Below are 25,503 nucleotides of genomic sequence, written 5' to 3' on the forward strand. Positions count from 1 at the left end.
TGCCTTGTGCATGACAGCAATTACCGATGTGCCAGCAGGATGCCACAGCGATGAGCGAGGATGTTTGATGCTGACACTTGAAGGTCTGTCTGAGCCTGCATCTGCTGCCGTCCTTGAGGCTATCCAAATGGAACTTGCTGAGGTTGGGAAGGCTGTTCAACAATATCACCATGATGAGAGCAATAGGCCACCAGAAATCCTTGCAAACCGTGTCCGAACCAAGGAGCAATTGAACGCAGAACTCACAGCTTGCGGTCCAGCATTGAGGGTTATGTTCAGTGAAGCTGTTGAGCTTCGAATGTTCACAACGCAACGTAAGCTTCTACTAGCTCAATATGGGTTTGATGATGACCCCCGCCCTAGTCGCGTCACACTGAAAGCACAACCAGAAAGGCTGGGGGCGCTTCTTATTGTTACATTCCTTGATCGGCTGGCATGTGTAGACCCAAAGCGGTGGTACGATGCCATCTTTCTCCCTGAGGGCGAGATGATGGAAATTTGGTGGAGTATTAACGCTCCCAAAGCTGGATTGAGACGGTGGCTAGCAAGGCGCAAAGCTGAAGGCCGTCCTTGGCAGGAAAGAGAGAGTTTGCCCGAACTCCCCGCCAACTCAGTTACTTGGGATGACTTCAAAAAAGTTCGTGCCATCCTGTATCCCAAGGGGGTAAGCGGTGACCACAGCCCACGGAGACACCTTACTCCAGCCGAAGCGCATGAAGCATTGCGGGCAGCTCATGCCGAAATAAACGGAGAGCCGCCTCATGCCATCTCAATGCTCATGAAGCTGGATATTGATAACCTCACGCCTGTCAAAGCGCTCAGCACTTTGAAGCATCTACAGGATGTAGCCCGCCGCCGTGACATTGGGCCTAGGCTTTTCGATGGGCCTGAGGGCGGCTAACTGCCGTCCTTCATGGTCACCCAGCGCAGTGCCTTTAGGTCTGCCGTAGTTCTATAAGTGGTCCTGAGGTGTGGCACCAAGGCGTCAATAACACCCTCAGTCCAGACCCTGTGCACCATTGCGGCAATGCTTTCAGCTTGGCTCTCGAAGATGTCAACAATCTCCATCAAGGCGAAAGCCATGAGGTCACCCAGCACATCGATAGCAGCTGCTTCCCAGTCGTCCACAGGACGGCCTTTTGACAAGCGTATGAAGTAGGCTCCCAGCTCCCTTGGTCGCATTGGGTAAAGCTCGGCGGTTACTGTCTGGTCCCCGATAGGCAGCTTGAAGGCCCAGCCTTGTGGCAAACCGTTCGCCGCTGGGAGCCGGCTCAGGGTAAAGAGGTCAACCGATGGCGGGAACAGCTTCGTAAGCTCAGTGAGCATCCTTGGTGCCCTCCAGCCAAAAGCGAATGGCCGTGATGTCCACCATTTTGTTAGCTGCGATTGGGAAGGCCTGAAGCTCTTCAAACCATGCGTCATCATCAGCTAGCGCTGTAGGGTTGGCATTAGGGCCCGTGAAGAAACCCGCTTCGTCTTTGATCACAAGGCCGTCCGGCGTGATGAAGACCTCAAGGAGATGCCGCTCAATGTATCCCACGGCACGCGTTAGGGGGATGAGGCGCGGCATGGTCAGACCACCCCAGATAGCACATCATGTGGGCCCAATGCGCCAAGGCACTTGTGTATTCCCAGTACGTCCTCAGTTCCGATGATCAGGGATTTGTCAGGGTTTAGCATACGGGCAATGACTTTGCCTTGAAGCGCTCCCTTAGGGCGTCCGTAGATGTCTCTGGCTTTATTGAAGAAGCAGGCCGGGGGACTTGATATCAGCCTCTTGAGAAGTACGGGGTTCTCACCGGGGGCTACTGACCTAGGGTCCCTATAGATGGCAACAACATCACCGGGCTTGCAAGCTTCAATGCGTGAAAACAGCAGCGGCTGACCACTTTGGTAAAGGGGCTCCATGCAGTCACCATCACAGATCAGCGCGTATAGGTCCGGCAAATCATTTGGATGGGGTTGCATAAGGGCGTGCGAAAGGGTTCCCTCGGAAGGGCTGGAAATGTTCATATTCATGGTGCGTGGGTCCGTTGTCTAGTAATTTTTACTAGCAAAGTAACACCATGTTAAATGCTTCGTGTCAATGCTGGGCTATTAATTTTTACTAGCGCCTTTTGGAGGGGCAATGCTCAAGACAGGAAACCAGCTCAAAGCAGCGAGAGCGCTCATTGACATGAAACAAGGGGACCTTGCCAAGCTGGCTGGGGTGAACATTAACACGGTGGTCTTTATGGAGCGGACAGGTTCCGCAGATATCACGAGTGCTGCCGACAAGGTTTTGGCCGTTCAGACAGCCCTTGAAGAGGCTGGCATTGAGTTTCTAAATCATGGTCAGCCAGGTGTTAGGCTCAAAGCACCCAAGCCTGCTGGCTGATAGACCACCTCATCTACAGTGATACCCTCAGGGGAGAAGCTTAACGGTATTCACTCCCTGCTACTCTCCTGCTCATTGTTAATCACCTTCTCCGGGGTGTGGCCCTATGCCTAGCCCTATGCCCAGCATCATGCCTGCCTTCATGTCTTGCCAGAATGCTTACGGTCATGGGTGGTGGCATGTGGTTAGGCATATGGGTGGGCATCAAGTAGGTTAGCTGTACGTCTGGTAACTTGAAGCTACAGCATAAGGGTAGGGCATAAGGCTGGGCTTTAAGCTACCGGCATAATGCTCCAGTGATGATGGTCTGATATCTCCATTGGAGAACCTGAGGAGACTACCTTAGCGGAATAGCTTTAGGCAGAACTCCTAAAGGTATCGGAGGAAGAATTCAGGAAGTGGGAACAATGACCTGCTTTTCGGTAACCGGAAGCTCAGCCCCCAGATGCCTCACGCTTACCTTTTTCATGATGCTGACAGCTGTGGCTTGATGGCTCCTACCAACCATTAGACCATCATGCATGGGGAGAGCAGGGATGCCTAAAGCCAAGAGCTCAAGCAGGATGTCCACCATCATCTTGCTTTCCGTGTAGGCGAAAGTGAACCACATGCCTTTTCCGAATAGTGGCGCTATGGCGGGATGCTTGGCCGTCATTGCATCAACAAAGCGGGGCATCGTCCACTCTGAGGGCAACGCCTTCCTCACCTTCCGGGGCATTCTTTGGGCTGAACCAGACTTGGAGAAAAGAGCTGCAACAAGCTGTTTTACCATTGGCCTGTGGTTCTCCAAACCTTCGATGGCGTAAAGGTCCCCATCAGGTGGCCTCACGCCTTGCTGTAGGTAAGCCAAGCGGAAGAACATACTGCTAAAATCCAGGTCAGCTACTTGCTCGCCATTTATGGTTATCAGGTGTCGTTTCTTTTCTGAAAGTGTCAGCCAAAAACCACCGCGATACAGACGCCCATGTAAGTCAAACCTTTGAGGCCCATCCGTTTCTGTCGTGGTGAAAATGCGGATATCGCACGTTGGCAAGCTGGTTCAGACCATCGTTTATTGTGTCGATCTGCTCCCGAAGCGCGGCTGTTTCCGCCGTGTCAGTGTAATCGACCAAGCGTGAACCGTCTGCGTCTTGCTTGTCCTCTTCCTCCTCTTCATCGCGTGGCCCGTATTTGGGTGACCGTTTTAATCTTAAAATGATGGTTTCAGCCCCTGCCTCCCTACCCACATCCTGAAGTTCGACACTCGCTCCCTCCAGCATGATGGAGAGCGATGGGGTAGGTAGAATGCGTGTCCTATGGCTATGCTGAGCTCCCTTAAATACCACCAAAAGCCCCGCCTTGCGCATGGCCGTGATGGTGGCCGCAAGTACCTGAACGCTATAGCCTGAATACTCGTAGCGGGTGCGCGAAGCTGTAGGGTTTCTTAGCGGAGTGGCCAGCGCGTCATGGCTTGAAGGACTAAGCACCATGGAGACCACATTTGCGAGAACGCTTGCAACACATCGCCGCCGCCGCTCGGTCACATCTGCACGGGGAGCTTTTCGCCGCAAAGGGCAGGGAAAGGGCAGTGCCTCAAAGATTTCATCAGCCAGCTCACGCAATGCCACACCTTTGCAGGTCAACCACGGATCTAAATGGAGGGTGCTAAGCTCATCAATGTCAGTGGTGACGGCAAGGTTTCCCCTGCCGCCAAGCTTCTTGTTACCGTCCGTCATGCCACCTTGCTGCGGTTCCATCGGCGTGCCCCTTCGTTTCTCACAATGGCAAGTGTGACATCCTCATGGATGCTTTCCGGTTTCCTGCATGTGATGGCCGTCCGGTTCTCTTCGGCTCGCAGAAGCACCTGCAAAATCCACTCGTGATTGGCAAAAAGCTTTCCGTTCTTCTTGTGGAAGGTTGAAGCCACGAGGTCATTGGTCTGATGGGTGTAGACCTCATAGACGCCATCTGTGTGCGTGGTGATGATGGTCAGCTGCCGTGGGGCTCTGAGCTCATCCACGATAGCTAGAGGGTCTCGCCTTATGCCTTCCAGTGCATCTTTCTTAATGTGGTCACCAACAAGGTGTGGCCAACGCCAAAGCCAGTCGAGGAGGCACCCATGGAAGCCAAGCGTCTGGTTGCCGTCAAGCAGTTCGGGGGCTGCGTCTGCATTCGTATAGACCAAGTTATCCTGCCCATCCTCAACCCTGTAAGTGAAAAGGTGGGAAGAGAAGCCACCATTCGGGCCATTGGAGGTGGCGTATATCTTAAGGTTCCGCAAAACACCGCTGTGGGTGTCCGGTTCGTGTTCTTCAGTCATATACCTTGGTTTCCGTGTGTTGTTGGATTAGTCGTTGCCGCCAGCGCCGAAGCCTTCAAGGATAGCCCTCAGGCCGCCCTTCTGATCTTCTGTTGGCTCCTGCTTCAGGTGCGCAAAATGGTCCTTGACCTTGCGCTGAGCCTTCATGAGACCATCACGCACATTCTTGTCCCTAAGTATGCGCTTTGCTGCGAAGTCGCGGTATCTACTGACCTCTGTGGCAAGCATCCACGGCCTTGTGTGCGGGGTCTGCATATCCCCATCAGGTGCGTCTTTGTATCTTTCAGAAGCCATCACCTTGGCGATTACATCCCGAAGTGACTTTGCATTAGGGCCAGGCTTGCCCGCCAACTCTTGCAGTTTGATGTAGGCGTTCTCGCCTGTTGTCAGCGTAATGTCCCTGAGGTCAACCTTGCCGCCTTTGTAGCCCATTGTATAGCTTGGTGGCCCCATGACGCTGGAACCTTCAAGCCCAAGCCTTACGGTTTCTATATCGACAAGAGAGCCATTGTCGTCCGTCCAGAGACCTTGCCGATTGAGGATAGATTGACCCAACCAGTTGAAGCGCGGGGGCAGCGTTTCGCTCAGGCCGGGGATAACCTGAAGCATTCTGTCGGTAACCGTTCGGGCCTCCCGCATGTAGGAGTCCTGGCTCAGTTGGCGGGTAGCTGCACTGAATGGGACCATTGATTGGGCAATGCCACCTACGAAGACTTTGCCTTGCCGTTCAGGATCGCTAAGAGCTGAAAGCGCTTGGTTTAGGCTCAGCAAGTAAGACCGGGATGTGAACTGCTTGGCAAGCGAGATGCCCAGACCAACCATTGCCGCAGTAATACTGTCTTCTAGCTCATCATCACCAGACTGTTGGGCAACATGTAGGGCATCCTGAATATCTGCGATAATGCCAAAGGGGAGGGCTACAGGGTCATACCTGTTGAATGGGACGTAGGTCTTGGTTCCATCCTCATTCTCGGTGACGATGCTGTAGGGTTGCCAGCCTGTAGCGAGAAGCTGTTGCTTCAAGCGTGGGTTGGATGGTCCACCACCAGTTATCATCCCACTGTTGGCGAGGGATGCGGCTGCCCCCATGAAGAGTGTGCCCATAGCCAGTTGGCCTACAGCTTGCGCCTTAGCCTCATGCCCCATCGCACCGGAGAACATTTGGCGATACTCACCCTGTAGCCCATTCAGTATGGGGGTCATCTTCCATGCGTATCTAATCACATTCGTAGGGGTTTTCACAAAGGGCAGGATAAGCCGTGTGAACTGAGACCGCTCGTTGCTGATGAAGCCTTGCACCGTTTTGCCTACTGTCCCCGGAAGTAGTTCTTGCTGGAAGGTGGAGATGTTGGCCTCTCTCAGCGCTTCAGCATCAAGGCCCCGGCCTTCAGCGTCAAAGGCCGCATCAAGTCGTTTCTCAACGTGGGTCTTGATGAAGTCCTTATAGGCTTTGCCGGACAGACCTTGCTCAACAGCCAGCTCCACGCCCTCCATATGGGCCCTTGCAGCCACCTTGCTGCGATAGACCGTCTGCTTAACCATCTCATCCACAGTGCCAAGCAAGCGGGTGGGCATACCGGCTGCGCTGAGGGGTATTGAGAGGGCGTTGTGCAGGATATTGCCGTAGCTGTCGAATGGGCGGAAGTAGCCCTTGCCGAATGCTTGCGTGCCGGGGACTTGCCATCCAATGTTGACCTCCCGGCGTAGCTCTGGACTACCATGGGGTGACAGAAGCCCATCGTTGCGGGTGAAGGCCTTTACTGCTTGTCCGAAGGCATCCGTGAAGCTTGAGGCCATATAGGTGTACTGCCTCAGGTTCTCTTTTAGCAACATGCGGCTGGCTTGCTTACCTGTCACGGCACCAGGGATAGACCCAAGAATGCGCTCCATAGGCCTAGCGGCTACCATGTACCCATTGCTGATGATGTTTATGAGCTGCGTCTTTGGACCGGAGACAAGGGAAGAGATACGCATATAGTTCACAGTGTCCATGAGCTTGCGACCCAATGAAGGGTCTGCCAGACGCTTGAGCTGTGAAGGGCTTCCCCCACTTTCAGCAAGCAAATCGTAGAACCGTTCCTTGCTAAGACCCTCAAATAGGGAAGGGTCAAATGGTTTGCCCCGGTTGGCTCTCACTGTACGCCCGCCCTGTGCTCGGATGTCACTGGCAATCTTCAGGAACTCTGTTGCCAAGCTGAAGCGACGTGCAATTTCGGCTTCCATCTCAGCGAGGCTACCAAACCCTGAGTAATCTCCCAGCTTCCGGCGCATCGCCAACAGTGAGGCATCCGTGAAGGCCTTACCTGCAAGGGAGCCCGCAACTTGCATCTTTGCTGTAAGGTTGCGTGATGCTTCCCCCGCGTAAGGTTGCGTGATGCTTCCCCCGCTGCCTGCAATAAGCCGAACAACTGCGCGGGGTCTTCTCCCGTGAGCTGCGCAAAGCCGTTTACCTGCTTCTGCAACTCTGCATCAGTGAGGCGTACCCTGAAGCCGTCCGCCTCAAGCTTCTCAGCTTTATGCGCAACAGCCAGCTCCATGTATTGCTGCACGTCCGTATCCGTGCGGAAGCGAGACCACAAAGTGCCCATGTCGCGGAACTCTTTGCCGGACGAAAGAGCTCTGGTGGTATCTCCGTATGTCTGGATTGTGTCCCAGTCCTTGGCAGCATTCTCTAGGTGCACGTCAATGTCATCAAGCAGTCCTGGCTTTGCGATATCCTGAAAGCCGGGGCGTGTAGGGTTGCCCACCATGTCCTCGGAGGTAAACTCAATGGAAGGCTTGGGGGGCTGGCTGGCTGCTCAACTCTTCTGCTGGTACTGCTTGTGAGGCCTCAGGCTGGCCTTCAGGAGTCTTGGCAACACTGGACGCCCCATTCTCCCCACTCTCGGTAACAGACGCTATGGATGGCTCTGTGCCAGTTTGCAGCGGGGCAGTTTCGGTTCCTGCTCCGGTAGCTGAAGTTTCCACGGGAGCGGGGGCAGGAGGGTCAACCTCATCCACCTCCACGGCAACCTCAGGCTCAGCTGCACGCTTGCGCTCAAAGTCCGAAATGGTCCTTGATGCGCCTGCCGTATCGCCAGCCTTGAGTTTCTTCCATACGGTTCCACCCACCTTGAGTGTCCCGATGATTGCAGCATCAAGCCCGATGCTTTCCATTGCGGTCTTCACACGGCCCCACGCAGCGCTATCTGAAGGGTCAGCCGCAAGCCAAGCCGTAATGGGATTGGCCAGCGGTGTGTCTTGAATGAGGTTACTGAGGCGTGCTTCATGAGGGTCAAACGCAATGGCACCGGCAAGTGCAGCCTTCCCGCTCTCAAGCGCTACGGCTCCACCCCTTACGCTTTCCACTGCGGCCTTGCCTGCTGACAGCGCTTCGCCAACCTTAGGGATGGCCTGAGCGATCTTGCCCAGCTTGCCGATACCAATCATGGCTACGGCGAACTGCCCGATGCCAGATGAGAGACCACCCACAATCGGGGAGGCCTCCTTCATGTCGGCATCAAGCTTCTCTACGCTCTGGCGGAATGCACTCTGCTGTTCGGGAGGCGTATCGCCAAACAGGAAGTCCTTGGTCTCAAAGACTGCCTTCATGCCCCCAGTGCCAACAGCCCCACCACCGGCAACAGCTGCCTGCAAGCGTTCCTGCTCACCTAAGGCCTGACCTTCGGAAGCTACACCCGGAGCACTGAAGCCTTTGGAGATAGCATCAAGCAGGCCTTCTGGTCGCTGAGCTCCCTCAATGCCAGCCTGAATGGAGCCCATCATGTTCTGAGCAGCTTCAGGGTCTACCTGAGTATTTCCGGAAAGAGACCCCAGCAGCTCAGCTGTAGCCTCAGGGTCAAACTCAACGCCCTGGTCAGAGGCGGGCACAGTTGTTCCTTGCGGCTGGGCATCATTGCCAAGCAGCCGGTTAATTTCTTCATCATTCATTTTGGGGATTTCCCTTTAGGTGGAAGTGTTATTTCCGGCTGCTAAAGCTCTGAGCCACTTGGGGGCTCGCTTCAGGTTGGCAGCGCTACGGTCGTGCATGAAGTAAGGCGAGCCGTTGCTGCCTTTCTGGTTCTTGAGGTCGATGTGCAGCATGTCAGGGCTTCCGGAATACGTGATGAACCGGCGTACACCCTTGGCAATAAGCCGTTGCACGAGGTCAGCCCTCTGGCTTTCCGACATGCCGCGCATACTGATGTCAGCAGCGTTGCCGCGTGTGTGCTCACCGCCACCATTACGCTTGCGCTTCTCCACCGGATGGCTCTTGTCACGGTGGCCAGACTGGATGGTTAAATCCATGCCGAGCTCCTGAGAGACTGCCGTGAGGCTATTGCGTAATGCTGGGCTGATGCCCTCTTGCCCCTTATGGACAAAGTTCAGCTTACCACCTTGCCCACGCGGGAAGTTAGGCTCAGGGGGTAACAGGCGGGCTAGGCCTTTTGCTTCCGGGTTGCCGGGGCTGTAGGCCGCTGCCTGAACGGGTAGGCCTAAAGCTGCATAGACTGTGGAGCGAGACACCTGAGCCTTGTTGAGCCCATCGCCATCATAGAAGCTACGGCCTGTTGTTGGGTCCGGCAGGCTTGCAAACTCTTGGCTTAGGGCCAGCGCAAAGGTTTGCTTTCCGATACGCCCAGCACGGTATGCCTCCAAGCCACGGCGATTGAGCAATGCCTTGCCCATTTGGTCTTGTAGCTTGGGGGTGAATGGCTCATTGCCGCTGAGACCCAGCTCCGTTTTCAGACCCCTGAGCGTCTTGTAGATAAAGCCATACCTGCCGATAGCGGTTGAGGCTATACCTCTACGTCTGGCCTCCTGCTGATGCTTCAGGATGTCATCAAGAGTGTACTGGCTGAGGTCTCTGGTGTTGGCGATATTGCCATAGACCGCGTTATAGTTGCCGTGGCTTTCACCTTTTCCGATAAGGTCTAGCAAGATGGTTGCCTGATCGGCGGCAGTGCCGCTCATCTGCTGGGTCTGCATAAAGGCGCTATCGATGTAGGCCGCTGCTTGCTCCTGCGTGATGCCTGTCCCCGCTCTATCACCCGCACCGGTATCTTCAGGCTCTTCCTGCTGTGGGCTGTACGATATCGGCTTGGCGGTGTTGGGGTTGGCTTCAGGGGTGGCCTTGGGCTTGAGAACACGGGAGCGGACAAACTCATCGTAGCCCATGCCACTCTTGGTGGCCATTTGCTCAATCTTCTGGCGGTCCTCTGGGGTGATGTTATTTGCTTTTTCCCAGCGCCTCACATCCGCATCACCACCGGCCTCATCGTTCTGCTCCTGACTGGAAGGCGTGCTGTATGGGTTGTCGAAAGGTAGAGCGGTATCGCGGTCATACTTGGGGTCTTCAGTATCATCATACTGGAACCGGTCCGTAATCTGCTTGCCAAACTTGCTGGCTTGCTCATCAATCTCGTACTGCGTGGCCTCTGGGTTGTCGATAATCCAGCGGGTGAGCAGTTGTCGGAAGTCTGTTTGTGCTTCAAACCCTTCATCTGAGATACCAAGCAGAGGGTTAACCTGCATGTCGGCATTGGTGAGAGTTCGTTGCCGGATTGCGTCGAGTATCTGTTTGCTGACCTGACCACCAAGACCCTTACTGATGCGGTCTTCACTGTCTTGGAAGGACTGCACGAAGCTGCTTGCTGCTCGCATGTCTTCCGATGTGCCGAACACACCATTGGCTAGGGCCTCTCGCAATGCCCTCTTAGGAGGTACTCGGCCTGAGACCACATCATCATAGAAGGTTGCTAGGTCTTTGGGGTTGCTGCTGCCCTTAGTTAGATCGTCGCGCCACTGTCTGGCTTTGACCCTAATGGTTGGGTCGCCGTTCTTCTCCGCTTGCTTCAGTAACTCCTCACTGAATGGGGCCTCAGGGTTCTCCAGAATGCCGTTGATTATTGCGGTTTGAGCCTCATCCTTTCGCCGCTCCTGCTCTGCCTTTTGCTGAGCTGTAAGGGTGGCTTGCTGCTGGCGTGCAGATACCTCAAGGCTATTGGTGGTGGTGTTCTTGACCTCAATGCCGTGTGGCGTCTGGCCGTAAGTGTAATCCTGTCCGGGCACCTTGCGGTTAAACCAGTCCATCAGCTTGGCATCACCGGTCTCAAGTATCTTGGCGCTCATCACATCAATGAACGTATCGACAGCCTTATTGCCGGGGTCACCCTTGGCAAGGCTTTCGGCAACCACCGTGTCCACCCTGTTGAAGATAGCACCGTAGTCTGCCCCATTGTCTTGCAAGAGGCCATCCTCAAGGCCATCCTGAATAGACCCAGAGATGACTGCACCATGCGCCGTCAAGTTGCCGTTGACTGTCCTATCATGCCGGTATTGAACATATTGGGTCCGTGCATTCGCCTGGAGCGCCTCAACTGAAGGCAAGACACCACGCAATACGTCAGGGTCCTCGGTGCCTACATTGGTGGAGATGAAGCTGGAAAAGAACTTATCGAAGGCCTCAGGGTCTTCACTGTCCTTGCCTTCCCAGTTATCCCATGCGTCCTGCCATTTGGTGCGGAGGGCGTCGCCTGCTGCTGAGCCTTGAGCATTCTTGAAGCCCCTGACGTAGAACGGATTGGCATTTGCCGGAATGGTGCCATCGGTTACGAGCTGAGCAAACTCCCCAGCTCCATCAGCGTAGAATGCAGCGCGGCCTTTGAGCTCTTCGTCTTGCTCCTTCTTTTGGTCGCGTGTCTCAATGAGTGTCTGCAAGCCTTTGTTGATGGTGCCCAGACTTTCAGCCACTTGACGTAAAGATGAAGGGCCCGGCCTTACGTAGGTATCGATAGGGGAAGCAACAGGCCTTAGCTGAGCTGTAAGGGGTATCTGTTGGACAGGTGGTCTAGCCATTGCTCTTGCTCTCGCTAATGAAGATTAGATTGGGAGTGGGTGTGTCGTCCGGTCGCTCTAAGAGCTTGAAACCGGCATCAAGCAGCCATTTGATACGCACGAAGTCTCCTTGCTCGCTCTCCGCTACAATGCGGTGATACGTGCTGTGCATCTCGGTGATGCTGTTGGTTAGATGGGTGGGGACGGAGGATGAGCGTTCCGGTGCTGCACTCTGAGAGACCACAAGCCACAGGTGGGCCTCCGCAAGTAGCGGCTCATAGGTGAAGCCCCATGCTGCTATGCAAAGACCATTCTCATCGTTGACGATGGCCTGAGGCGGTAGCTCAGCGCCCTCCATGATGGTTGCCCAAGTGGCGGCGAGAAGTGGGCCACTAGTCACCGTGCCCAGAAGGGAAGCATCATGCTGGCGGATAGGGTTGGCGAAGAGTTGGGCAATGTGGTCTGCGGTGGCATTGAGTAATTCGCTCATGGCCGTTCCTTCAGTTGGCATTGGTTGTGATTAAAGCGCTCTGGAATACGGAGGCAGAAAAGCAAAAAGCAGAGGCTTCTCTGTCCGACACGGAGGGAATGCCTTTGAGCCTGCGTTCAGGAGGCACCATGCGGGCGTGATGCTGGCCTGAGGTCTCGCTCTGGTGAAACCCACTGACCAAGTAACGGGCTACCGATATGGTAATAAACAAGCGGGTGCTCGTAGCTTGGCACGATGCGGGCTTAAAGCTGAGCGAAAAGGTAGCCTTCTGCTATAGGGAGGGAATGGTACTTCTCTCTCCAATAATACGCGAATTGATTTTAGGCGAAGAAGTAAGCAGGGATTGCCGCGTGCCCCTAAAGAAAGAAAATCGAGCTTCTCTCTCCAATAAGCCGGTAATGGTCTACGGCTTTGATTTCATTGAGGCTGGCTTTTCGCAAATCGCCTCAAGAATATTGCTTGGGTCCAGAGCAATTAGGACCTCTAAGCAATCCGCATAGCTCGTTCGCAGAGGTAATGCTCGCAAGCCCTCATGCTGCTTCTCCGTCATGTTCCCCGGAAGCTGCCACCCTGCGAATGGACGCATTGTCGCCCCTGCGCCTGGCTGTATGGGAGGCACCTTGAGATACTTCAGGTTATAGTGCTTTCGGCAAAGGCCATGGTTGGTGGCAAATGTTCCACAGACGTCTTTCTCTCTACCCAGCTCCCTGTCTTTTTTGCCTGCTTTCACAAGCGCTGTGCAGAGATTTTCCTTGCGGGCTCGCTTCTGGCGTTCCTTGAGAAGCTTTTTGTTGGCCTCTTGTACGGCATAAAGCTCTTGGTGGCGGATAAGATTACGGCTTCGGATTTCCGATAGGGGCACCTTCTCCACATCTGGGGTCTCTGGGCGAGCGCCAAGGATTGGCCGGGGGAAGTCTGGAAGCTGGCCTCGTGCTGGGTGCGCTTCAGCAGAGCTTGCAGGGCTGACCACAGGTTTCCTGCGGCGGGTTGGAACGACTTGAGTTCGAGGAGCACGCTCAACCAATCCGGGGGAGCTCTCCGGGGCAGTCTCAGGTTGGCCCATGAAGGGCAGCATTTGGTTCGTCACGAGACCCATCTAGCATGTTTCGATTAGGATTTCGAGAAGTTACTGCTTGAGGGCAGGCGAGTGGCGCTTCTTCTCGCTAATACGCGAATTGATTTTTGGTGGCTGAGAGTTGGCAGTACAGGATGCGGTTACATGATGGCCTTCTTCCGGGGTGGTTAAATGCAAAACGCCTGCCGATGGATTTAACCAAAGGCAGGCGCTTCTTTCCACCAATACGCGAATTGATTTTAGGCGTTCGCCCAGATCGCTAGTGCCTTCTCGGTTCCCTCAGGGTCATCCTTGATGCGGTAAACTGTCTGACGGGATAGACCTGTAACCCTCGACACCTCAGCAATCTGCGTCTGCTTTGACAGGAGGTCCCGCACGGTAGCAACTTGCTCTCGCGTAAAGCTTGGCTTGCGGCCTCTGTATACGTCCTCTTTGGCGGTCTTGGCGTGGGCAATACCAGCACGCTGAGCCTCTTTGGTTGCCTCTGCCTGAGCCTCTGCGGTTGCCGCCATGAAAGCAATAAGGGCGTCCCGTACAGCCATCTGCATGGGGTCCTTAGTGCTACCGTCAAAGAGCATACCGTTGATGATGGTCCTGACTACGACACCCCGCTCAAGGAATGCCTTAATAGTTTCCGTCACGTCCTTATAATTACGACCAAGACGGTCAACCCAGCGGACTACCAGAGTGTCTCCGGCTCTGAGCATGTCAAAGAGTCGCTTACCTTCAGGCCTATCCCGCATAGGAACGCTAACGCCTGAGACCCCCTTGTCTGCGATGATGTGGTCAAACGTGAAGCCTGCCGCCTCAGCCTGAGCTTGCTGGTGCTCAATGGTCTGCTCTGTGGTTGATACCCGTGCATAAAGGAATGTAGCCATTGGATTGTGCCTCCATGTGTCCGAAAGGATTATGTCCACATAGATACATGTCCGAAATATCTAGGTCAACCCTAACGGACGTCTATTTGTCCGAAAACTTCACGTCCAATGAGGTATACCTTAACGGACAGCCTCTCTCTTGTAACCAACACCTGCCCGTTGTAGCAATCGCTGAAGGCAGATCATGGAGATTGGGATGTTAGAAAAGATTGTTTTCGCGCTGGCGGGGGTAGGAGTAGCTGCTATTGCGACAGGTGTAACTTATGCTGTTAATTTTGAAGGTCGCATATCAAAGCTGGAAGCTCAGTCCAACTTTACGCTCGGAGTGTCAGCAGTTTCAAACACTTCTACTACAAAAACTGCGCCTGATACCAAAGACCAGGTAAGCCAAAACGGTTTGGATATATTGCACAAAGCAATAGCATCATCTTGCGCAAAGCTGTCCGATACGTTTAACGAAATTGTCTCCGCAGGCACGATCTACAGCAGTGAAAAGGACCGTCTGGAAGCTCTCACAGCACAAATGGCAAAGATGAATTGCGTGCAAACAAGATAGCGTGTGGCTGCAAATTCCGTGAAAGAACCTTACGTTTCGTAGGTCCTTCTCCTAGCAATCAACCTAAGGTAAGCTTCGGGCTAGTCAAATAGACGGGGGGCTTGGGTATGCAGCGATTAGCGTTTCTTTTTGTTATCTTCATCGCAGGACCAACCTCAGCGCTGGCCTTCTGCTCTCAACCTTTTGGTAGCGTCATGTTACCCAGCGTGCCGGGAACCCTCTACAAGCCCTCAGCTCCATATTGTTTGTCTGGTTACAAATACTCCAAGACGCACACTTGCGCAGATTGGGAGATTACGCGCTATCAGAACGAAGTTGACGAGTACCTTGAGAAGCTACGGGACTATGCGAATGATGCGGTTCAAGTAGCAAACCAGGCTATTACCTTCGCCAACGCGGCCAAAGCGTATGCCAAGTGTGAAAGCCAGAATGTTATTGATGAACTGAACTAACGAACAGCCCGCATCAAGCAAGCCTCTCCGATTAGTCTCCAGCCTCCACAGCCTGCCCATCTAGGTTCGCAAGCCACCTAGTCCCCTGCCGCCTAGGGGGTGGCCTTCTCGCTGAATATGGGGAACCCTAGGGGGCACCGGGGGGAAAGCTCGCCGCCGCTGCTACGTGATTACCTCTGAGATATGTGACCCCTATTTTAGTTGGGGAGTTCCAATCGTCTGGGTCTTGTGAAGCGGACACTTTGCAGGCAGCTTGCCTGATGCCACCTTCTCGATTGCTGGATGTTACTCCTCAAATGCTCAAGCGGAAACTTACCCCTCTCACTCGATTAACTATGGCGTTTGACGCTGAGCTGACCCTAATGGCCGACCCCGTGAAGGAGGCTGAGTTAGCAGATAAATATCTTGCTAGGGCACAGGAGGCATCCGCGCGAAGGGACAGCACTCTGAAGGCCCTGGTGGTCCTCAATACCTTTCTGGCGATTGCGTCCTCAGGGAAAAGCGTGAACATCCCTGGTGTTGGAATTAGCATGTCCGACATTCCGGCACTGATGGAGGTGCTTATAGGGCTCGTGTCGGCTGCATTCTATTTAAGCGCTCACTCATTTACGACTTGGCTCTGCTACTCACAAATCCACTATGTATTCATCGAACGTGTTGCACGGAAAAAGGAGCTTGACCCGGACCTTTACAGTTTCGCTGAAACCTCCTCAGAGCCTACTCTCAAGATGCTTGGCCCTGAGCTAAACATATGGGGTCCCGACTGGTACGCAGCGGGAAAGGGGTTCAAGGTGACTGCGAAACTCTATGATATCTGCAACAATCTGTTCTTTTTGATGCTGCCTGTGTTGCACTGCATGTTGCTAGTCCATGCGATTATGCGAGTGATATCTACGGCGGAAGTGGGGGTTACACATATTGTTTTCTTTGCGTGGGTCGTCTTGACTCACCTGCTAGCAGTCTTTGTTTGGGTCATTCCGCATGTGGTTTTCACCTTCATTCTTGAGGGGGAGTCCAAAAAGAATGCGAAAGCCTAGAGGGCTATCCGCAGGTCTCTAGTCTCCAATGGGTCTACGAAAAGTAGCCGCCACCTTGTCACGGGCTTCAATGACTGGAAGTCCAGATGCTATCAGACGTAGCAATTCGCCGTGCATTTTAATGTGCCGTTCAGGATGCTTTCTTAAAGCGTCCGGGAGCCTCACTCCGCTCCGATATGGTTCACGCGAACGCCCATCGCCGGAACTACACCACTCTATTAAGGGGTCTGGGATATACTCAAACCGCGATGCGAGTTCTACTAGTTGCGGCGTCAGACAGAACCACTGACTGCCTATTTTGACCACAGAATGTAATATCAGATCAGAGCCCAACACCATCCACCCAAAAACATGGTGGCTCGACTTGGTTAGGTCATTAGCTTCTTGTGCAGCGCAATTTGTATGGCAGTCATATTCCACCATATCAAGGGCAAGAAGCTGGTCCTTCGGTGGTCTAGTTACTGTGACACGAGGGAGAGCGATAATCTCTTGGTAGGTTTTCTTCTCCCACTCGCTAGCTGGTAAAGCGAATTGCGCACTATTGCGGAAGATTAATTCCTCCACCGTAAGGGGGGTGTTCGGGGCAATCGTGTTAAGCGGCAATTCGTTTTCCATGATCAGCCAAGAAGGGGATACAGCGTTGCGCCCAATGTCGCCAAGTTCGCTGCCAGTGAGACACCCGCTATCGATTTCGATGTAAGCTTTTGGAACACAACTTGAAGCTTACCTTTCACCTCATCTGCATTCTCTAATTCAGCTATGATCGGGTGAATTTGCGCAAAGGTCGCGAAAGTCTCCTTGTAGATTTTCCAGAACACCTCGTCCCCGAAATCCGAAGCTTGGGCATACACGGTTTCCATTTGTTGTAGGTAGTGGCTGAGCACAGCAGCAATGCGTGCATCCAGACCACCAGACGAAGTGATCGCTTCAATCGTTTCGCGAACAGCCGCCAAAGCCTCTTTTAACTCTGCGTCTGAGCTCTCTTTCAAACCGGCTGCACGGAAACGCTCTGATATCGCGTCCAGCGCCTCTAGGTTGGAAGACGTGAAGTGTTTTTTGAATGCTTCCTGTGTAGACTTTGCGAAATTATCGGCGCTGAATACTAGCGAGATGCTAGCAATGCGTGCTGCCCATGTCGTACGAACGGATTCTTTTCGGATAGGAATACCTTGAATTTCCGCCTGTACGGAGGCGCATAAACTCTCGAATGAATTTCTCAATTCACGGTCATCCGCCATGCCTAATTCTTCAGCCAGCCTTCCCATGGTTTGCCAAAGTTGGAGTGCGTTGAGGCTGTGAACATTGCCACTACTTTGCGTGGCTAACTTATTGACCATACTTGTGTGGGCGGCATAGTGCTGAAGCTTTTCAATAAGGGCGTGAAGCCGTTCTGCTTTGTCTTCGATCTGCAAGGTGCACCTCGTATTTAAAACAACCTGTAATATAGTTTCCCTTGTATGACGTTGGCAAAGGCCTTTTAAGGAAAGGCACAAGTTTCATCAATTTTAATGATCACACAGGTCAGCAATCTATCAGTACTTGTCTCTAGTCCCTTGCAGTGCTACACACGGCCAAATTGGATGGCTTATATCACGTTGTTTTTGTTCGTCTTTTAGGAATCTTAGGCGTTTCCTGTCGGGTGCGCCATAATCTTCAAAAATAATGATTTTATGTTTTCACGTGCAGACGTGACGATCGCCGTTGCCCGCCATGTAGAATGCAGATGTCCGAACAGGACTTCAGCCCAGCGTGCCGCTCTGCTCGCCTGTCAGATAATAATAGAAAAAGGCGGCGGCGAAAAAGGCCACAACAGCCAAAATGACGAGCAAACGTTTTTGCCACGGCGGGGTTTGCCGCGGTGGTTTTGGTTGAGGGCGACGCTCGAATTTTAAAACGTTTTCTGACATGGCATTTGCATAGAACAAAACTGTGCTGTTGCCAATCATCGCAAATGCAAACCAGTGCGTGTGGGTTAATTTCCACAAACTGCGATGCGCGTGACCATAGGCACGGTTTGCCCTGCTGGGTTCTGTGATGTGTTTTTGGAAGGCTGGGGCAGGCCGCTCTAAACTGTGCGTTACCTGTCAAAAGGCTCATTTATGGGAGCCAAATGGTGCCGGCTTTTGAGCGTCCGCCACCATTAATGTGCAGTAGTTTCAATGTGCGTATTGGCGCACACTGCCAAGGGATCAACGACCCCAAACAGCATGGCTGATCTGCTCACGACGCAGGCCGATATCGTTCAACGAACGTTCGTCCATCTGGTTCAGTTCGCGAACTGCGCGACGCTTTGCTGTGTAACTTCTTACGATCTCACCGAATTTCATGTCCATCTCCTTTGTTTGGTATGACTAAATAATAGGACATTTCTCGCCTAAAAATAATGCATAAGTATAATTGGCAGGCATGCGTTTTTTGCATCCCATGCCGCTTTACGATGCTGGGTTGCAAGACTGCCTGTATTTTGATCGAAATTGCCGCTGAAACTGGGTGGCCTGAAACCTGGAGGTGGCTTTGGCTTACGTCTTGAGGAATTTCAGCATGCCTTTGGCTGCCGCTTTGCCTGTCGCAAGGCATGCGGTCAGCAGATAGCCGCCTGTTGGCGCTTCCCAGTCCAGCATTTCACCAGCTGCAAAAATGCCCTGCAACGGGTGCAGCATGTAATTTTCATCCAGTTGCGACCATTCAATGCCGCCAGCGACCGATATTGCCTCGGCAATTGGTCTGGTCGTGGCTACCGGAAGTGCAAGCCCTTTGATCTTTGCTGCGACAGCGGCAGGGTCCAGCTGGGTGATCTCAGGTGTGAGTTCACGCAACAGGGCAATCTTGACGTCGCTAAGACCAGTCTTTTTGCGCAGTCTGTTGGTAAGGCTGTCTTTCGAGTTGGCTTTGGCGAGGTCGCTGGCCAGCTTTTCTTCCGTCTTGCCCGGCGCAAGATCGAGAAACAGGGTTGCCTTGCCTGTGTCCAGCAGCGCGTCACGCAACACGGCGGAGTGGGCGTAGATCAGGCTGCCTTCGACGCCATGTTTGCTGATGACAAATTCACCCTGAAAGCTGCCAGCCGCTGAACTTGTCACCACGGATTTGATTGCGGCACCGGCAAAACGGCTGCGGAAGACATCGCTCCACGGAAGATCAAAACCACAATTGGCTGGTTTGAAGTCGGCAATGCCAATGCCTTTGTCTCTCAAGGTCGGCACCCAGGCGGCGTCGGATCCAAGCCGGGGCCAACTTGCGCCGCCAAGTGAAAGCAATGTGGCGTCTGAGCGGACGTCGATTGTTCCAGTTGGGGTCTCAAAGGTCAGCAGGTCGCCGTTAAAACCGGTCCAGCGGTGGCGGGTATGAAGTTTGACGCCCTGTTGTTCGAGGCGATGCAGCCATGCGCGCAACAGAGGCGAGGCTTTCATGACCTCGGGAAACACCCGGCCGGAGGTTCCCACAAAGGTTTGCTGACCGAGTTCTGCCATCCAGTCACGCACATCGGATGGTCCAAAGTCATCAAGTGCCGGTTGCAGGTGTTGTTTGGCTGCGCCGAAACGCTCAATGAACGCGAGGTAGAGCTCGGAATGGGTGATGTTTAAACCCGACTTTCCGGCCATCAACAGCTTGCGTGCTACGGTGGGCATGGCTTCATAGACGCTGACATCATGACCCGCGGCAGACAAAATATCAGCGGCCATCAGGCCGGATGGTCCTCCACCAATGATTGCCACGCGTTTTGTCGCCATTCGGAATGCCATCCTGCTTTTACCAATGCTGAAGTTAGAGCGTTGTTATCGCAAGTCGGCCGGGTTTTGCACGGCCGCAGCACTTATTTTTTGGAAATTGATAGCAGCGCGTCGATTCGACGTTCTGACAGGGAACTTATGGCGGTGCAAACCGCCATAAGAGCGTTCTGGTACGTAAGGCAGGGATTTGCAGTTAAAGTTTGCCAGCCCCGGCATTCGCCCTGACATAATCAGGTACGTCTTTCGCGGGAATGGGACGCTTGCCATAGAGAGCCGGTTTCCAGCCCACATCTGGTGAAATCGGCTTTTTCGGATCAGCATTCAGTACTGTCGCAAAGTCTGCGGCCTCACCATTCACCAGCGAGCCGGAGTCAAAGAACCTTGTTCCGCCTTGAATGTTGCCCGCATTGCCAATGTTACCGTTCCTGATCTCAAAGAAGTTGTTTTCCGAATAAATGGCGGAGCCTTTGCCGATACCAAAAGCGCTGCGGAAAATAGGGATGTCCTTTGACTGGCTGATGCCGAGTTCATGATTTTCAAGGACGCTCAAATTTGCGTCAGGCGCACCGGATGCATCGCCGGAGAAGTAATTGTTGTAGCTATGCACCTTGCCAAAGCGCACGCGCGGCATACGCTGTCCTGCGTTTTCAAACCAGTTGCCCCTAAACGTGACGTTCAGTTTGCCCTCGTCTGACGTCAGGCTGTCGCTACCGCCGATCAGTGATGTCTTGTCGTGATTTTGAAAGTGATTATAGCTCAGAGTTACGAGGTCGGCGCCGTTGGTAATGTCCACTTGGCCATCGTGGTGCTGCACTTTTTGCTCGACCTGATTGTGTGGGAAGGGGAATACTGGCGGGAACAGCTTGTCCGGCCGCTCACCATCGGTGAAGGTGTTGTGATCCAGCCAGACTCTTTTGCCGCCATTGATTGAGATGCTGTCATATTCGGAGTTCCAGCGGCCGCCGGGGCATTTTTGCGGGCCGGTATCAGCATCGACATAAATCTCGTCGCAACCGGGGTAATTCTTGTTCAGCGACCAGGAATCACCCGGATCCCAGGCCGGGAAATAATCGAAGGCATCTTCAAATGTGATGTTGCGGATAATGACGTTTTCGGTGCTGTTGCCGATAAACAGATTACCCTTGATGATTTTGGCATCATTGCCAAGGCCGATGATCGTGGTGTTGGAGGTGACCTGAATAACGATGCGCTTTTTCTGATTGTCGGCAGACCGTTGCCGTGCTTCTTCCTGTGGGCCAGTCAAGTCACGTTCCGGGCGCTTTTTGTCCGTCAATCTCAGGTTCCAGACTGCGGGCGCGTAAGCCTTTTTATAGGCCTCAAAGTCATAGGCGGGATCGGCGTAGTCTTTCTGGGTCAACTCGTTATTGTTATCGTCGACCGACAGATTGATAGTGCCTTCTACCTTGATGATCTTGGGCAAATCAGGTTTTCCGCCTGCTTGGAGTGCGTCCAGCAATTCGTTGCGGTTTGACACGGTGTAGATGTTGGACGGGTCGGCCTTCGAGCCACCATCCGTGCCTGCGGCCCAGCCATCATTCGCGCTAATTGCCTGCCGGGCAATGTCTTCCTGTGCCTGTGCGGCGAGAATCGGCACGATCATGCCGGACAGGACTGTCCCTGCCACGAGAAACGCGGCTTTGCGGCATGTGGTTGTCATCACTGTCTCCTCCTCGAAACGTAGAATCAACTCCCCGTCAGAATGGTAGACATTATTGTGAATTTAGCACAATCAATAATTGAATATATAATTTTTGGTTGCATATAATATTGGCTGAATCTGTTTTCGAGCTCTATGCATTAAAGCGCTGCTCTCCAGAAGCCGATGCTAAATAGCGATGTAAAGGGTATTGTGTAGAGCGACTTATGCCGAAGCTGATTTACGGGCTTTCAGAATAGCAACCTGATGCAGCGTATTGCGTCTGCTCATTTCCAGATGTGTCTTGAGCGCCTGCACGATCTTATCCCTGTCCCCAGCTTTGATAGCATCGAGGATGGACTGATGTTCGGCGACCGAACGGCTGTAATCTCCCGGCAGTGAAACGAACACCGTGTGGGTTTGCGCAACAATGCGGGCATGGGTTTCCGAGATGATCGGCATCTGCGCGGCATCCACCAACAAGCTGTGAAAGGCCCGGTCGTGCTGCAGGGCTTTCGACAGGTCGTCGAGGGAATGGCGGGTTGCGAAGTATTTATGCTGCGCAAGTGTTTCTGCGAGTTTCTTCTGTAAGGTCAGATCGAAACGACCTGCGTCAAATGCTGCCTCCACCGCGCCCTTTTCGATGAGGATACGCGCGGCATAAAGCGCTTCGACATCGGTTTCTCCGAAACTGCGGACAACCATTCCCCGCCGGCTTGAGGTGGTGACAAGGCCGTCTGCTTCCAGACGAAGACATGCCTCCTTGATGGGGGTCGGGCTGATGCCGAGATCGACAGCAAGTTCGTTGGGCAAAAGGCGGAAACCTTCCGGCAATCGCCCCTGAATGATGCGGTTGCGCAGTTCCTGATAGGCCTGTTCGGCCAGCGTGGTCTTAATCATCGTCATGGCGGTATTTTCTGTCAGATCCATCACGAGTGCAATTAAAAACAAAAAATAAAAAATTTTTTATTTTCTAACGTGTGGTTCTGCGTTAGATGATGATCAAAGAAGGAGAGGAGGCCTTCGTTTCACCAGCCAAATTTTTCCTGCAGCGCCAGTTTGCCTGCACCCTAGAGGCGGCAGCACAGCTACCCCCATCCATGACATTCCAGTTCACGATCCCCACGTTTTCCAGCGTTCACGGATCGACCAGGAGCAAAACAGATGAAAATTGTCTCAGTTCACCCCTTTATTCTCCACCTGCCACTGACGTCGGATTCCATTTCAGATTCAACGCACAACATCACCCATTGGGGTGTGGTAGGTACCAAGATCGTCACCGATGATGGTCTGGAAGGCTATGGTTTCACTGGTACGCATTCACATCTTGCGTCAGACCGGTTGATCACTTCCTGCATTCAGAATTGTTACGCACCGCTGCTGATCGGTGAAGATGCGTCGGAACACTCGCGCCTCTGGACGAAACTGGCGCGCGATCCGGCACTGCAATGGGTCGGCCGCGCCGGCATAACCCATCTGGCGCTTGCGGCTGTTGATGTCGCCCTGTGGGACTTGAAGGCCAAGAAGGCAGGCGTACCGCTGTGGAGTTATCTCGGTGGCGCCCGCACCAAAGGTGTCGAGGCTTACAACACCGATATCGGTTGGCTTTCCTTTAGCAAGGACCAACTGCTTGCCGGATCGGCAAAGGCCGTGGAAGAGGATGGCTTTACCCGCATCAAGCTCAAGGTTGGGCATGATGATCCCAATGTCGATATTGAGCGCCTGACTGCAGTGCGTAAACGCCTGGGTAGTTCCATTCGCATCGCCATTGATGGTAATGGCAAATGGGATTTGCCCACCTGCCAGCGGTTTTGCGCCTCAGCGCAGGGACTGGATATCTTCTGGTTTGAAGAACCACTCTGGTACGATGATGTCGGCAGCCATGCGACGCTGGCGCGCAACACCACTATCCCTGTCGCACTGGGTGAGCAGCTTTATACGGTTGATGCCTTCCGTTCCTTTATTGAGGCCGGTGCCGTTCAATATGTCCAGCCGGATGTGACGCGCCTAGGTGGCATTACCGAATATATTCAGGTGGCCGACCTTGCTCTGGCGCATCGTTTGCCGGTCGTGCCGCATGCCGGCGAAATGAGCCAAGTGCATGTGCACCTCAGCTATTGGCATCCGGCCTCGACCATTCTGGAGTATATTCCATGGATCAAGGACCATTTCGAAGAGCCGATTGCTGTCAAGGATGGTGTCTACGCGCGTCCTGAACGTCCGGGTGCCAGCACCACCATTCTGGCGGAAAGTTTTGCCCGCTATGGCAAAAGTCTGAGCTAAGACCGGCCCTCGATCTCAATTTTGATGTGCCCGATCTCAGCCGATCGGACACATCACATAAAGGTAATCAATGGAAAGTAGAATTTCATGAGTTTTTCATTCATGTAATTCTGGATCGGAGTTGTTCCTGCTGATATACGAGCTTGGAATGGTTCGGGGTCATCCGATATTGATTAGCTGTTTGGTATAAAATGGGCATTCGGGAAGACGACAAGCGTTATGCCGTTTATGTCGCGCATCGCCTTGATCTTATTAAATATGCCACACCCATTCTTGGCTCCCGAGAGGAGGCAGAGGATGTTGTGCAGGAAGCCTTTATCAAATTTGTACCGCAGCAGGCCGAAGCGCCGAGTGCCCTCAAGGCCTATCTCTTCCGTGTTGTTCGCAACCTTGCACTCGACGTCCGCAAACGTCGTCGCTACGACCTTCGGGAAAGACCGGATGACACGCCGTTCTGGGGCCTGCCGCAGGACCATGGCTCACCCGAAGACCATGCTTTGTTCTGCGATCAAGTTCGTCAGGTCAGCGAAATCCTCAACGAGATGCCAGCGGACACGCGCCTCGCGTTGGAAATGCACCGTTTTGGCGGCTATCGCATGGAGGATATTGCGGTGCATTTGGGTGTCTCGGTTGCCACCGCACACCGTCTGGTCAAGACCGGGCTTGCGGAGTTTGTCAGGAAAATGAAATGAACGTCCAAAAACATGACGTTTCCATGAAAAAAATAATGCGTTCAATCGTCTCTTTAGAAGGAGAGCATGAAACCGTTATTTTTACTCATGAGAGACCACAGGCAGCACGTCGATGAACGATCCCGCGAAAACAGACGCAGGCGAATTGGATGTTTTTGACGAAGCCGCTGACTGGTTCTTACGTCTCGAGGAAAATTCGGATGATGCAGATCTGCTGAAGGAATTCAGCAACTGGCTGGAACTGAGCCCGAACCACCGTCAGGCATGGGAAAAGACCTGTCGTGGCTGGAGTGTTTTCGGAGCGGTTGAACCGGCTATGCGCTCCCAGTGGGAGAATGCGGGTCAGGCCGCACCACAACGTCGTGCAACCCGGCGGTTCTTCATGCCGAGACGAACCTTTTCCCGGTTCGCGCTGGGTGGGGCAACGCTTGCAGTGCTCTGTCTTGCCGTCATGTCCATTCCGGACATGGCCGTTCGTCTGGAAGCTGATTATCGCACGAGCAATGGTGAAAGTCTCACCGTGACATTGGCCGATGGCAGTACCGCTGTGCTTGCACCCAAAAGTGCGCTTGCGGTCAATTATCATCAAGGTCAGCGTGATGTAGCCGTGCTTGCCGGTGAGGTATTCTTTGATGTGATCAAGGATGAGGCGCGACCGTTTGTGGTCGATGTACGCGATATCAAAGTGGAGGTTCTGGGAACCGCTTTTGATATTGGCATGTCCGACAAGGCGACCAGCGTTGCCCTCGCGCGTGGCTCGGTGAAGGCCAGTCTCCGTGACGATCCATCCGCAACACAAGTATTGGTGCCGGGTGAACGGGTGACTGTTGACGGTGCAACAAAACGCATGAGCAAACAGGCGGTTTCTGTCGATGAGATTGGTGCCTGGCGTCGTGGCGAACTCTATGTCGTGGACGAGACAATCGCCGAAGTCGTCGAAAAGATTGGCCGTTATCACTCCGCCTGGATCAGCGTGCCGGATAGGTCGCTAGCCAATAGCAAGGTGACCGGTTTTTACAATCTCAACGAGCCGGATCAGGCGCTTGAGGCTTTGGTCACGCCCTATGGCGGAAAAATCCGCTCGATATCGGGATCAGTCCGGATCGTGTCGCGCTTTTAAGTCTCACTTGGCGTAAAAATTTCCATTACTTTCCAGTTGGTTA

At 53.5% G+C, this 25,503-nt stretch carries 24 protein-coding genes; 8 read left to right on the top strand and 16 right to left on the bottom strand.

All coding sequences use genetic code 11. The annotated features are described in order from the left end of the window. The first annotated feature begins 67 nt into the window (after window positions 1-67). Complete coding sequence (locus M2418_RS02035; protein ID WP_259143440.1) at window positions 68-901, top strand: hypothetical protein; 834 nt, start codon at window positions 68-70, stop codon at window positions 899-901. Here M2418_RS02035 and M2418_RS02040 read toward each other — a convergent pair. Further along, a complete protein-coding gene (locus M2418_RS02040; RefSeq protein ID WP_259143441.1) occupies window positions 898-1,326 on the bottom strand; it encodes a hypothetical protein in 429 nt (142 codons plus the stop codon). The genes M2418_RS02035 and M2418_RS02040 overlap by 4 nt on opposite strands. Beyond that, window positions 1,316-1,570, bottom strand: a complete 255-nt coding sequence (locus tag M2418_RS02045) for a hypothetical protein (protein ID WP_259143442.1) — start codon at window positions 1,568-1,570, stop codon at window positions 1,316-1,318. Before M2418_RS02045 ends, M2418_RS02040 begins: the two co-directional genes overlap by 11 nt. A 558-nt stretch (window positions 1,571-2,128) precedes the next feature. Here M2418_RS02045 and M2418_RS02050 point away from each other — a divergent pair. Further along, entirely contained in the window at window positions 2,129-2,377 is a 249-nt protein-coding gene (locus M2418_RS02050) for a hypothetical protein (RefSeq protein ID WP_259143443.1), read from the top strand. A gap of 391 nt (window positions 2,378-2,768) precedes the next feature. Here M2418_RS02050 and M2418_RS02055 read toward each other — a convergent pair whose 3' ends face one another. The 8 genes from M2418_RS02055 to M2418_RS02090 form a co-directional block, all read right to left on the bottom strand. Then, window positions 2,769-3,239, bottom strand: a complete 471-nt coding sequence (locus M2418_RS02055) for a hypothetical protein (protein WP_259143445.1) — start codon at window positions 3,237-3,239, stop codon at window positions 2,769-2,771. Between the two features lie 109 nt (window positions 3,240-3,348). Further along, window positions 3,349-4,113: a hypothetical protein gene (locus M2418_RS02060; RefSeq protein WP_259143447.1), complete on the bottom strand. Its 765-nt coding sequence runs from the start codon at window positions 4,111-4,113 to the stop codon at window positions 3,349-3,351. After that, window positions 4,089-4,676: a hypothetical protein gene (locus M2418_RS02065; RefSeq protein ID WP_259143448.1), complete on the bottom strand. Its 588-nt coding sequence runs from the start codon at window positions 4,674-4,676 to the stop codon at window positions 4,089-4,091. The genes M2418_RS02060 and M2418_RS02065 overlap by 25 nt, the downstream gene beginning before the upstream one ends. A 27-nt stretch (window positions 4,677-4,703) precedes the next feature. After that, entirely contained in the window at window positions 4,704-6,953 is a 2,250-nt protein-coding gene (locus M2418_RS02070) for a hypothetical protein (RefSeq protein ID WP_259143449.1), read from the bottom strand. Between the two features lie 489 nt (window positions 6,954-7,442). Beyond that, window positions 7,443-8,606 (bottom strand): hypothetical protein, encoded by a 1,164-nt coding sequence (locus M2418_RS02075; protein ID WP_259143450.1) that lies wholly within the window; start codon window positions 8,604-8,606, stop codon window positions 7,443-7,445. Window positions 8,607-8,621: 15 nt separating this feature from the next. Next, window positions 8,622-11,408: a hypothetical protein gene (locus M2418_RS02080; protein WP_259143453.1), complete on the bottom strand. Its 2,787-nt coding sequence runs from the start codon at window positions 11,406-11,408 to the stop codon at window positions 8,622-8,624. A gap of 97 nt (window positions 11,409-11,505) precedes the next feature. After that, the gene (locus tag M2418_RS02085; RefSeq protein ID WP_259143455.1) at window positions 11,506-11,982 is read right to left on the bottom strand and encodes a hypothetical protein; all 477 of its coding nucleotides are present in this window, start codon (window positions 11,980-11,982) and stop codon (window positions 11,506-11,508) included. A gap of 1,314 nt (window positions 11,983-13,296) precedes the next feature. Beyond that, window positions 13,297-13,935 carry a recombinase family protein gene (locus tag M2418_RS02090; protein WP_259143456.1) on the bottom strand — a complete coding sequence of 213 codons (639 nt, stop codon included), beginning with the start codon at window positions 13,933-13,935 and terminating at the stop codon, window positions 13,297-13,299. Window positions 13,936-14,131: 196 nt separating this feature from the next. Between M2418_RS02090 and M2418_RS02095 the strand changes: the two genes are divergently transcribed. The 3 genes from M2418_RS02095 (at window position 14,132) to M2418_RS02105 (ending at window position 15,980) form a co-directional block, all read left to right on the top strand. Continuing rightward, window positions 14,132-14,491, top strand: a complete 360-nt coding sequence (locus M2418_RS02095) for a hypothetical protein (RefSeq protein WP_259143458.1) — start codon at window positions 14,132-14,134, stop codon at window positions 14,489-14,491. A gap of 107 nt (window positions 14,492-14,598) precedes the next feature. After that, entirely contained in the window at window positions 14,599-14,943 is a 345-nt protein-coding gene (locus tag M2418_RS02100; protein ID WP_259143459.1) for a hypothetical protein, read from the top strand. Between the two features lie 335 nt (window positions 14,944-15,278). Further along, on the top strand, window positions 15,279-15,980 hold the full coding sequence (locus M2418_RS02105; protein ID WP_259143460.1) for a hypothetical protein: 702 nt from the start codon (window positions 15,279-15,281) through the stop codon (window positions 15,978-15,980). Window positions 15,981-16,597: 617 nt separating this feature from the next. On the opposite strand, the gene M2418_RS02110 is transcribed toward M2418_RS02105, so the two are convergent. The 6 genes from M2418_RS02110 to M2418_RS02135 form a co-directional block, all read right to left on the bottom strand. Continuing rightward, window positions 16,598-17,392: a hypothetical protein gene (locus M2418_RS02110; RefSeq protein WP_259143462.1), complete on the bottom strand. Its 795-nt coding sequence runs from the start codon at window positions 17,390-17,392 to the stop codon at window positions 16,598-16,600. Between the two features lie 327 nt (window positions 17,393-17,719). Beyond that, window positions 17,720-17,926 carry a hypothetical protein gene (locus M2418_RS02115; protein WP_259143463.1) on the bottom strand — a complete coding sequence of 69 codons (207 nt, stop codon included), beginning with the start codon at window positions 17,924-17,926 and terminating at the stop codon, window positions 17,720-17,722. Window positions 17,927-18,169: 243 nt separating this feature from the next. Next, window positions 18,170-18,307, bottom strand: a complete 138-nt coding sequence (locus M2418_RS02120; RefSeq protein WP_192488279.1) for a DUF1127 domain-containing protein — start codon at window positions 18,305-18,307, stop codon at window positions 18,170-18,172. A gap of 192 nt (window positions 18,308-18,499) precedes the next feature. Further along, the gene (locus M2418_RS02125; protein WP_259143466.1) at window positions 18,500-19,708 is read right to left on the bottom strand and encodes a TIGR03862 family flavoprotein; all 1,209 of its coding nucleotides are present in this window, start codon (window positions 19,706-19,708) and stop codon (window positions 18,500-18,502) included. A gap of 193 nt (window positions 19,709-19,901) precedes the next feature. After that, window positions 19,902-21,386 (bottom strand): polysaccharide lyase family 1 protein, encoded by a 1,485-nt coding sequence (locus M2418_RS02130; protein ID WP_259143469.1) that lies wholly within the window; start codon window positions 21,384-21,386, stop codon window positions 19,902-19,904. A gap of 204 nt (window positions 21,387-21,590) precedes the next feature. After that, a complete protein-coding gene (locus tag M2418_RS02135) occupies window positions 21,591-22,271 on the bottom strand; it encodes a GntR family transcriptional regulator (RefSeq protein ID WP_259143471.1) in 681 nt (226 codons plus the stop codon). 258 nt (window positions 22,272-22,529) lie between these two features. On the opposite strand from M2418_RS02135, the gene M2418_RS02140 reads away from it, so the two are divergent. The 3 genes from M2418_RS02140 (at window position 22,530) to M2418_RS02150 (ending at window position 25,460) form a co-directional block, all read left to right on the top strand. Continuing rightward, complete coding sequence (locus M2418_RS02140; RefSeq protein WP_259143473.1) at window positions 22,530-23,648, top strand: mandelate racemase/muconate lactonizing enzyme family protein; 1,119 nt, start codon at window positions 22,530-22,532, stop codon at window positions 23,646-23,648. A 191-nt stretch (window positions 23,649-23,839) separates the two neighbouring features. Then, complete coding sequence (locus M2418_RS02145; RefSeq protein ID WP_259143474.1) at window positions 23,840-24,340, top strand: RNA polymerase sigma factor; 501 nt, start codon at window positions 23,840-23,842, stop codon at window positions 24,338-24,340. Between the two features lie 112 nt (window positions 24,341-24,452). Continuing rightward, window positions 24,453-25,460 carry a FecR family protein gene (locus tag M2418_RS02150; protein ID WP_259143477.1) on the top strand — a complete coding sequence of 336 codons (1,008 nt, stop codon included), beginning with the start codon at window positions 24,453-24,455 and terminating at the stop codon, window positions 25,458-25,460. The last annotated feature ends 43 nt before the right edge of the window (window positions 25,461-25,503 follow it).

The organism is Rhizobium sp. BIGb0125, assembly GCF_024810055.1.
Classification (GTDB): domain Bacteria; phylum Pseudomonadota; class Alphaproteobacteria; order Rhizobiales; family Rhizobiaceae; genus Agrobacterium.

Coding starts and splice junctions, on each gene's coding strand:
- M2418_RS02035 (WP_259143440.1), top strand. CDS start 68: ATGCTGACACTTGAAGGTCTGTCTGAGCCTGCATCTGCTGCCGTCCTT.
- M2418_RS02040 (WP_259143441.1), bottom strand. CDS start 1,326: ATGCTCACTGAGCTTACGAAGCTGTTCCCGCCATCGGTTGACCTCTTT.
- M2418_RS02045 (WP_259143442.1), bottom strand. CDS start 1,570: ATGCCGCGCCTCATCCCCCTAACGCGTGCCGTGGGATACATTGAGCGG.
- M2418_RS02050 (WP_259143443.1), top strand. CDS start 2,129: ATGCTCAAGACAGGAAACCAGCTCAAAGCAGCGAGAGCGCTCATTGAC.
- M2418_RS02055 (WP_259143445.1), bottom strand. CDS start 3,239: ATGTTCTTCCGCTTGGCTTACCTACAGCAAGGCGTGAGGCCACCTGAT.
- M2418_RS02060 (WP_259143447.1), bottom strand. CDS start 4,113: ATGGAACCGCAGCAAGGTGGCATGACGGACGGTAACAAGAAGCTTGGC.
- M2418_RS02065 (WP_259143448.1), bottom strand. CDS start 4,676: ATGACTGAAGAACACGAACCGGACACCCACAGCGGTGTTTTGCGGAAC.
- M2418_RS02075 (WP_259143450.1), bottom strand. CDS start 8,606: ATGAATGATGAAGAAATTAACCGGCTGCTTGGCAATGATGCCCAGCCG.
- M2418_RS02085 (WP_259143455.1), bottom strand. CDS start 11,982: ATGAGCGAATTACTCAATGCCACCGCAGACCACATTGCCCAACTCTTC.
- M2418_RS02090 (WP_259143456.1), bottom strand. CDS start 13,935: ATGGCTACATTCCTTTATGCACGGGTATCAACCACAGAGCAGACCATT.
- M2418_RS02095 (WP_259143458.1), top strand. CDS start 14,132: ATGTTAGAAAAGATTGTTTTCGCGCTGGCGGGGGTAGGAGTAGCTGCT.
- M2418_RS02100 (WP_259143459.1), top strand. CDS start 14,599: ATGCAGCGATTAGCGTTTCTTTTTGTTATCTTCATCGCAGGACCAACC.
- M2418_RS02105 (WP_259143460.1), top strand. CDS start 15,279: ATGGCGTTTGACGCTGAGCTGACCCTAATGGCCGACCCCGTGAAGGAG.
- M2418_RS02115 (WP_259143463.1), bottom strand. CDS start 17,926: ATGATTGGCAACAGCACAGTTTTGTTCTATGCAAATGCCATGTCAGAA.
- M2418_RS02120 (WP_192488279.1), bottom strand. CDS start 18,307: ATGAAATTCGGTGAGATCGTAAGAAGTTACACAGCAAAGCGTCGCGCA.
- M2418_RS02125 (WP_259143466.1), bottom strand. CDS start 19,708: ATGGCGACAAAACGCGTGGCAATCATTGGTGGAGGACCATCCGGCCTG.
- M2418_RS02130 (WP_259143469.1), bottom strand. CDS start 21,386: ATGACAACCACATGCCGCAAAGCCGCGTTTCTCGTGGCAGGGACAGTC.
- M2418_RS02135 (WP_259143471.1), bottom strand. CDS start 22,271: ATGACGATGATTAAGACCACGCTGGCCGAACAGGCCTATCAGGAACTG.
- M2418_RS02140 (WP_259143473.1), top strand. CDS start 22,530: ATGAAAATTGTCTCAGTTCACCCCTTTATTCTCCACCTGCCACTGACG.
- M2418_RS02145 (WP_259143474.1), top strand. CDS start 23,840: ATGGGCATTCGGGAAGACGACAAGCGTTATGCCGTTTATGTCGCGCAT.
- M2418_RS02150 (WP_259143477.1), top strand. CDS start 24,453: ATGAACGATCCCGCGAAAACAGACGCAGGCGAATTGGATGTTTTTGAC.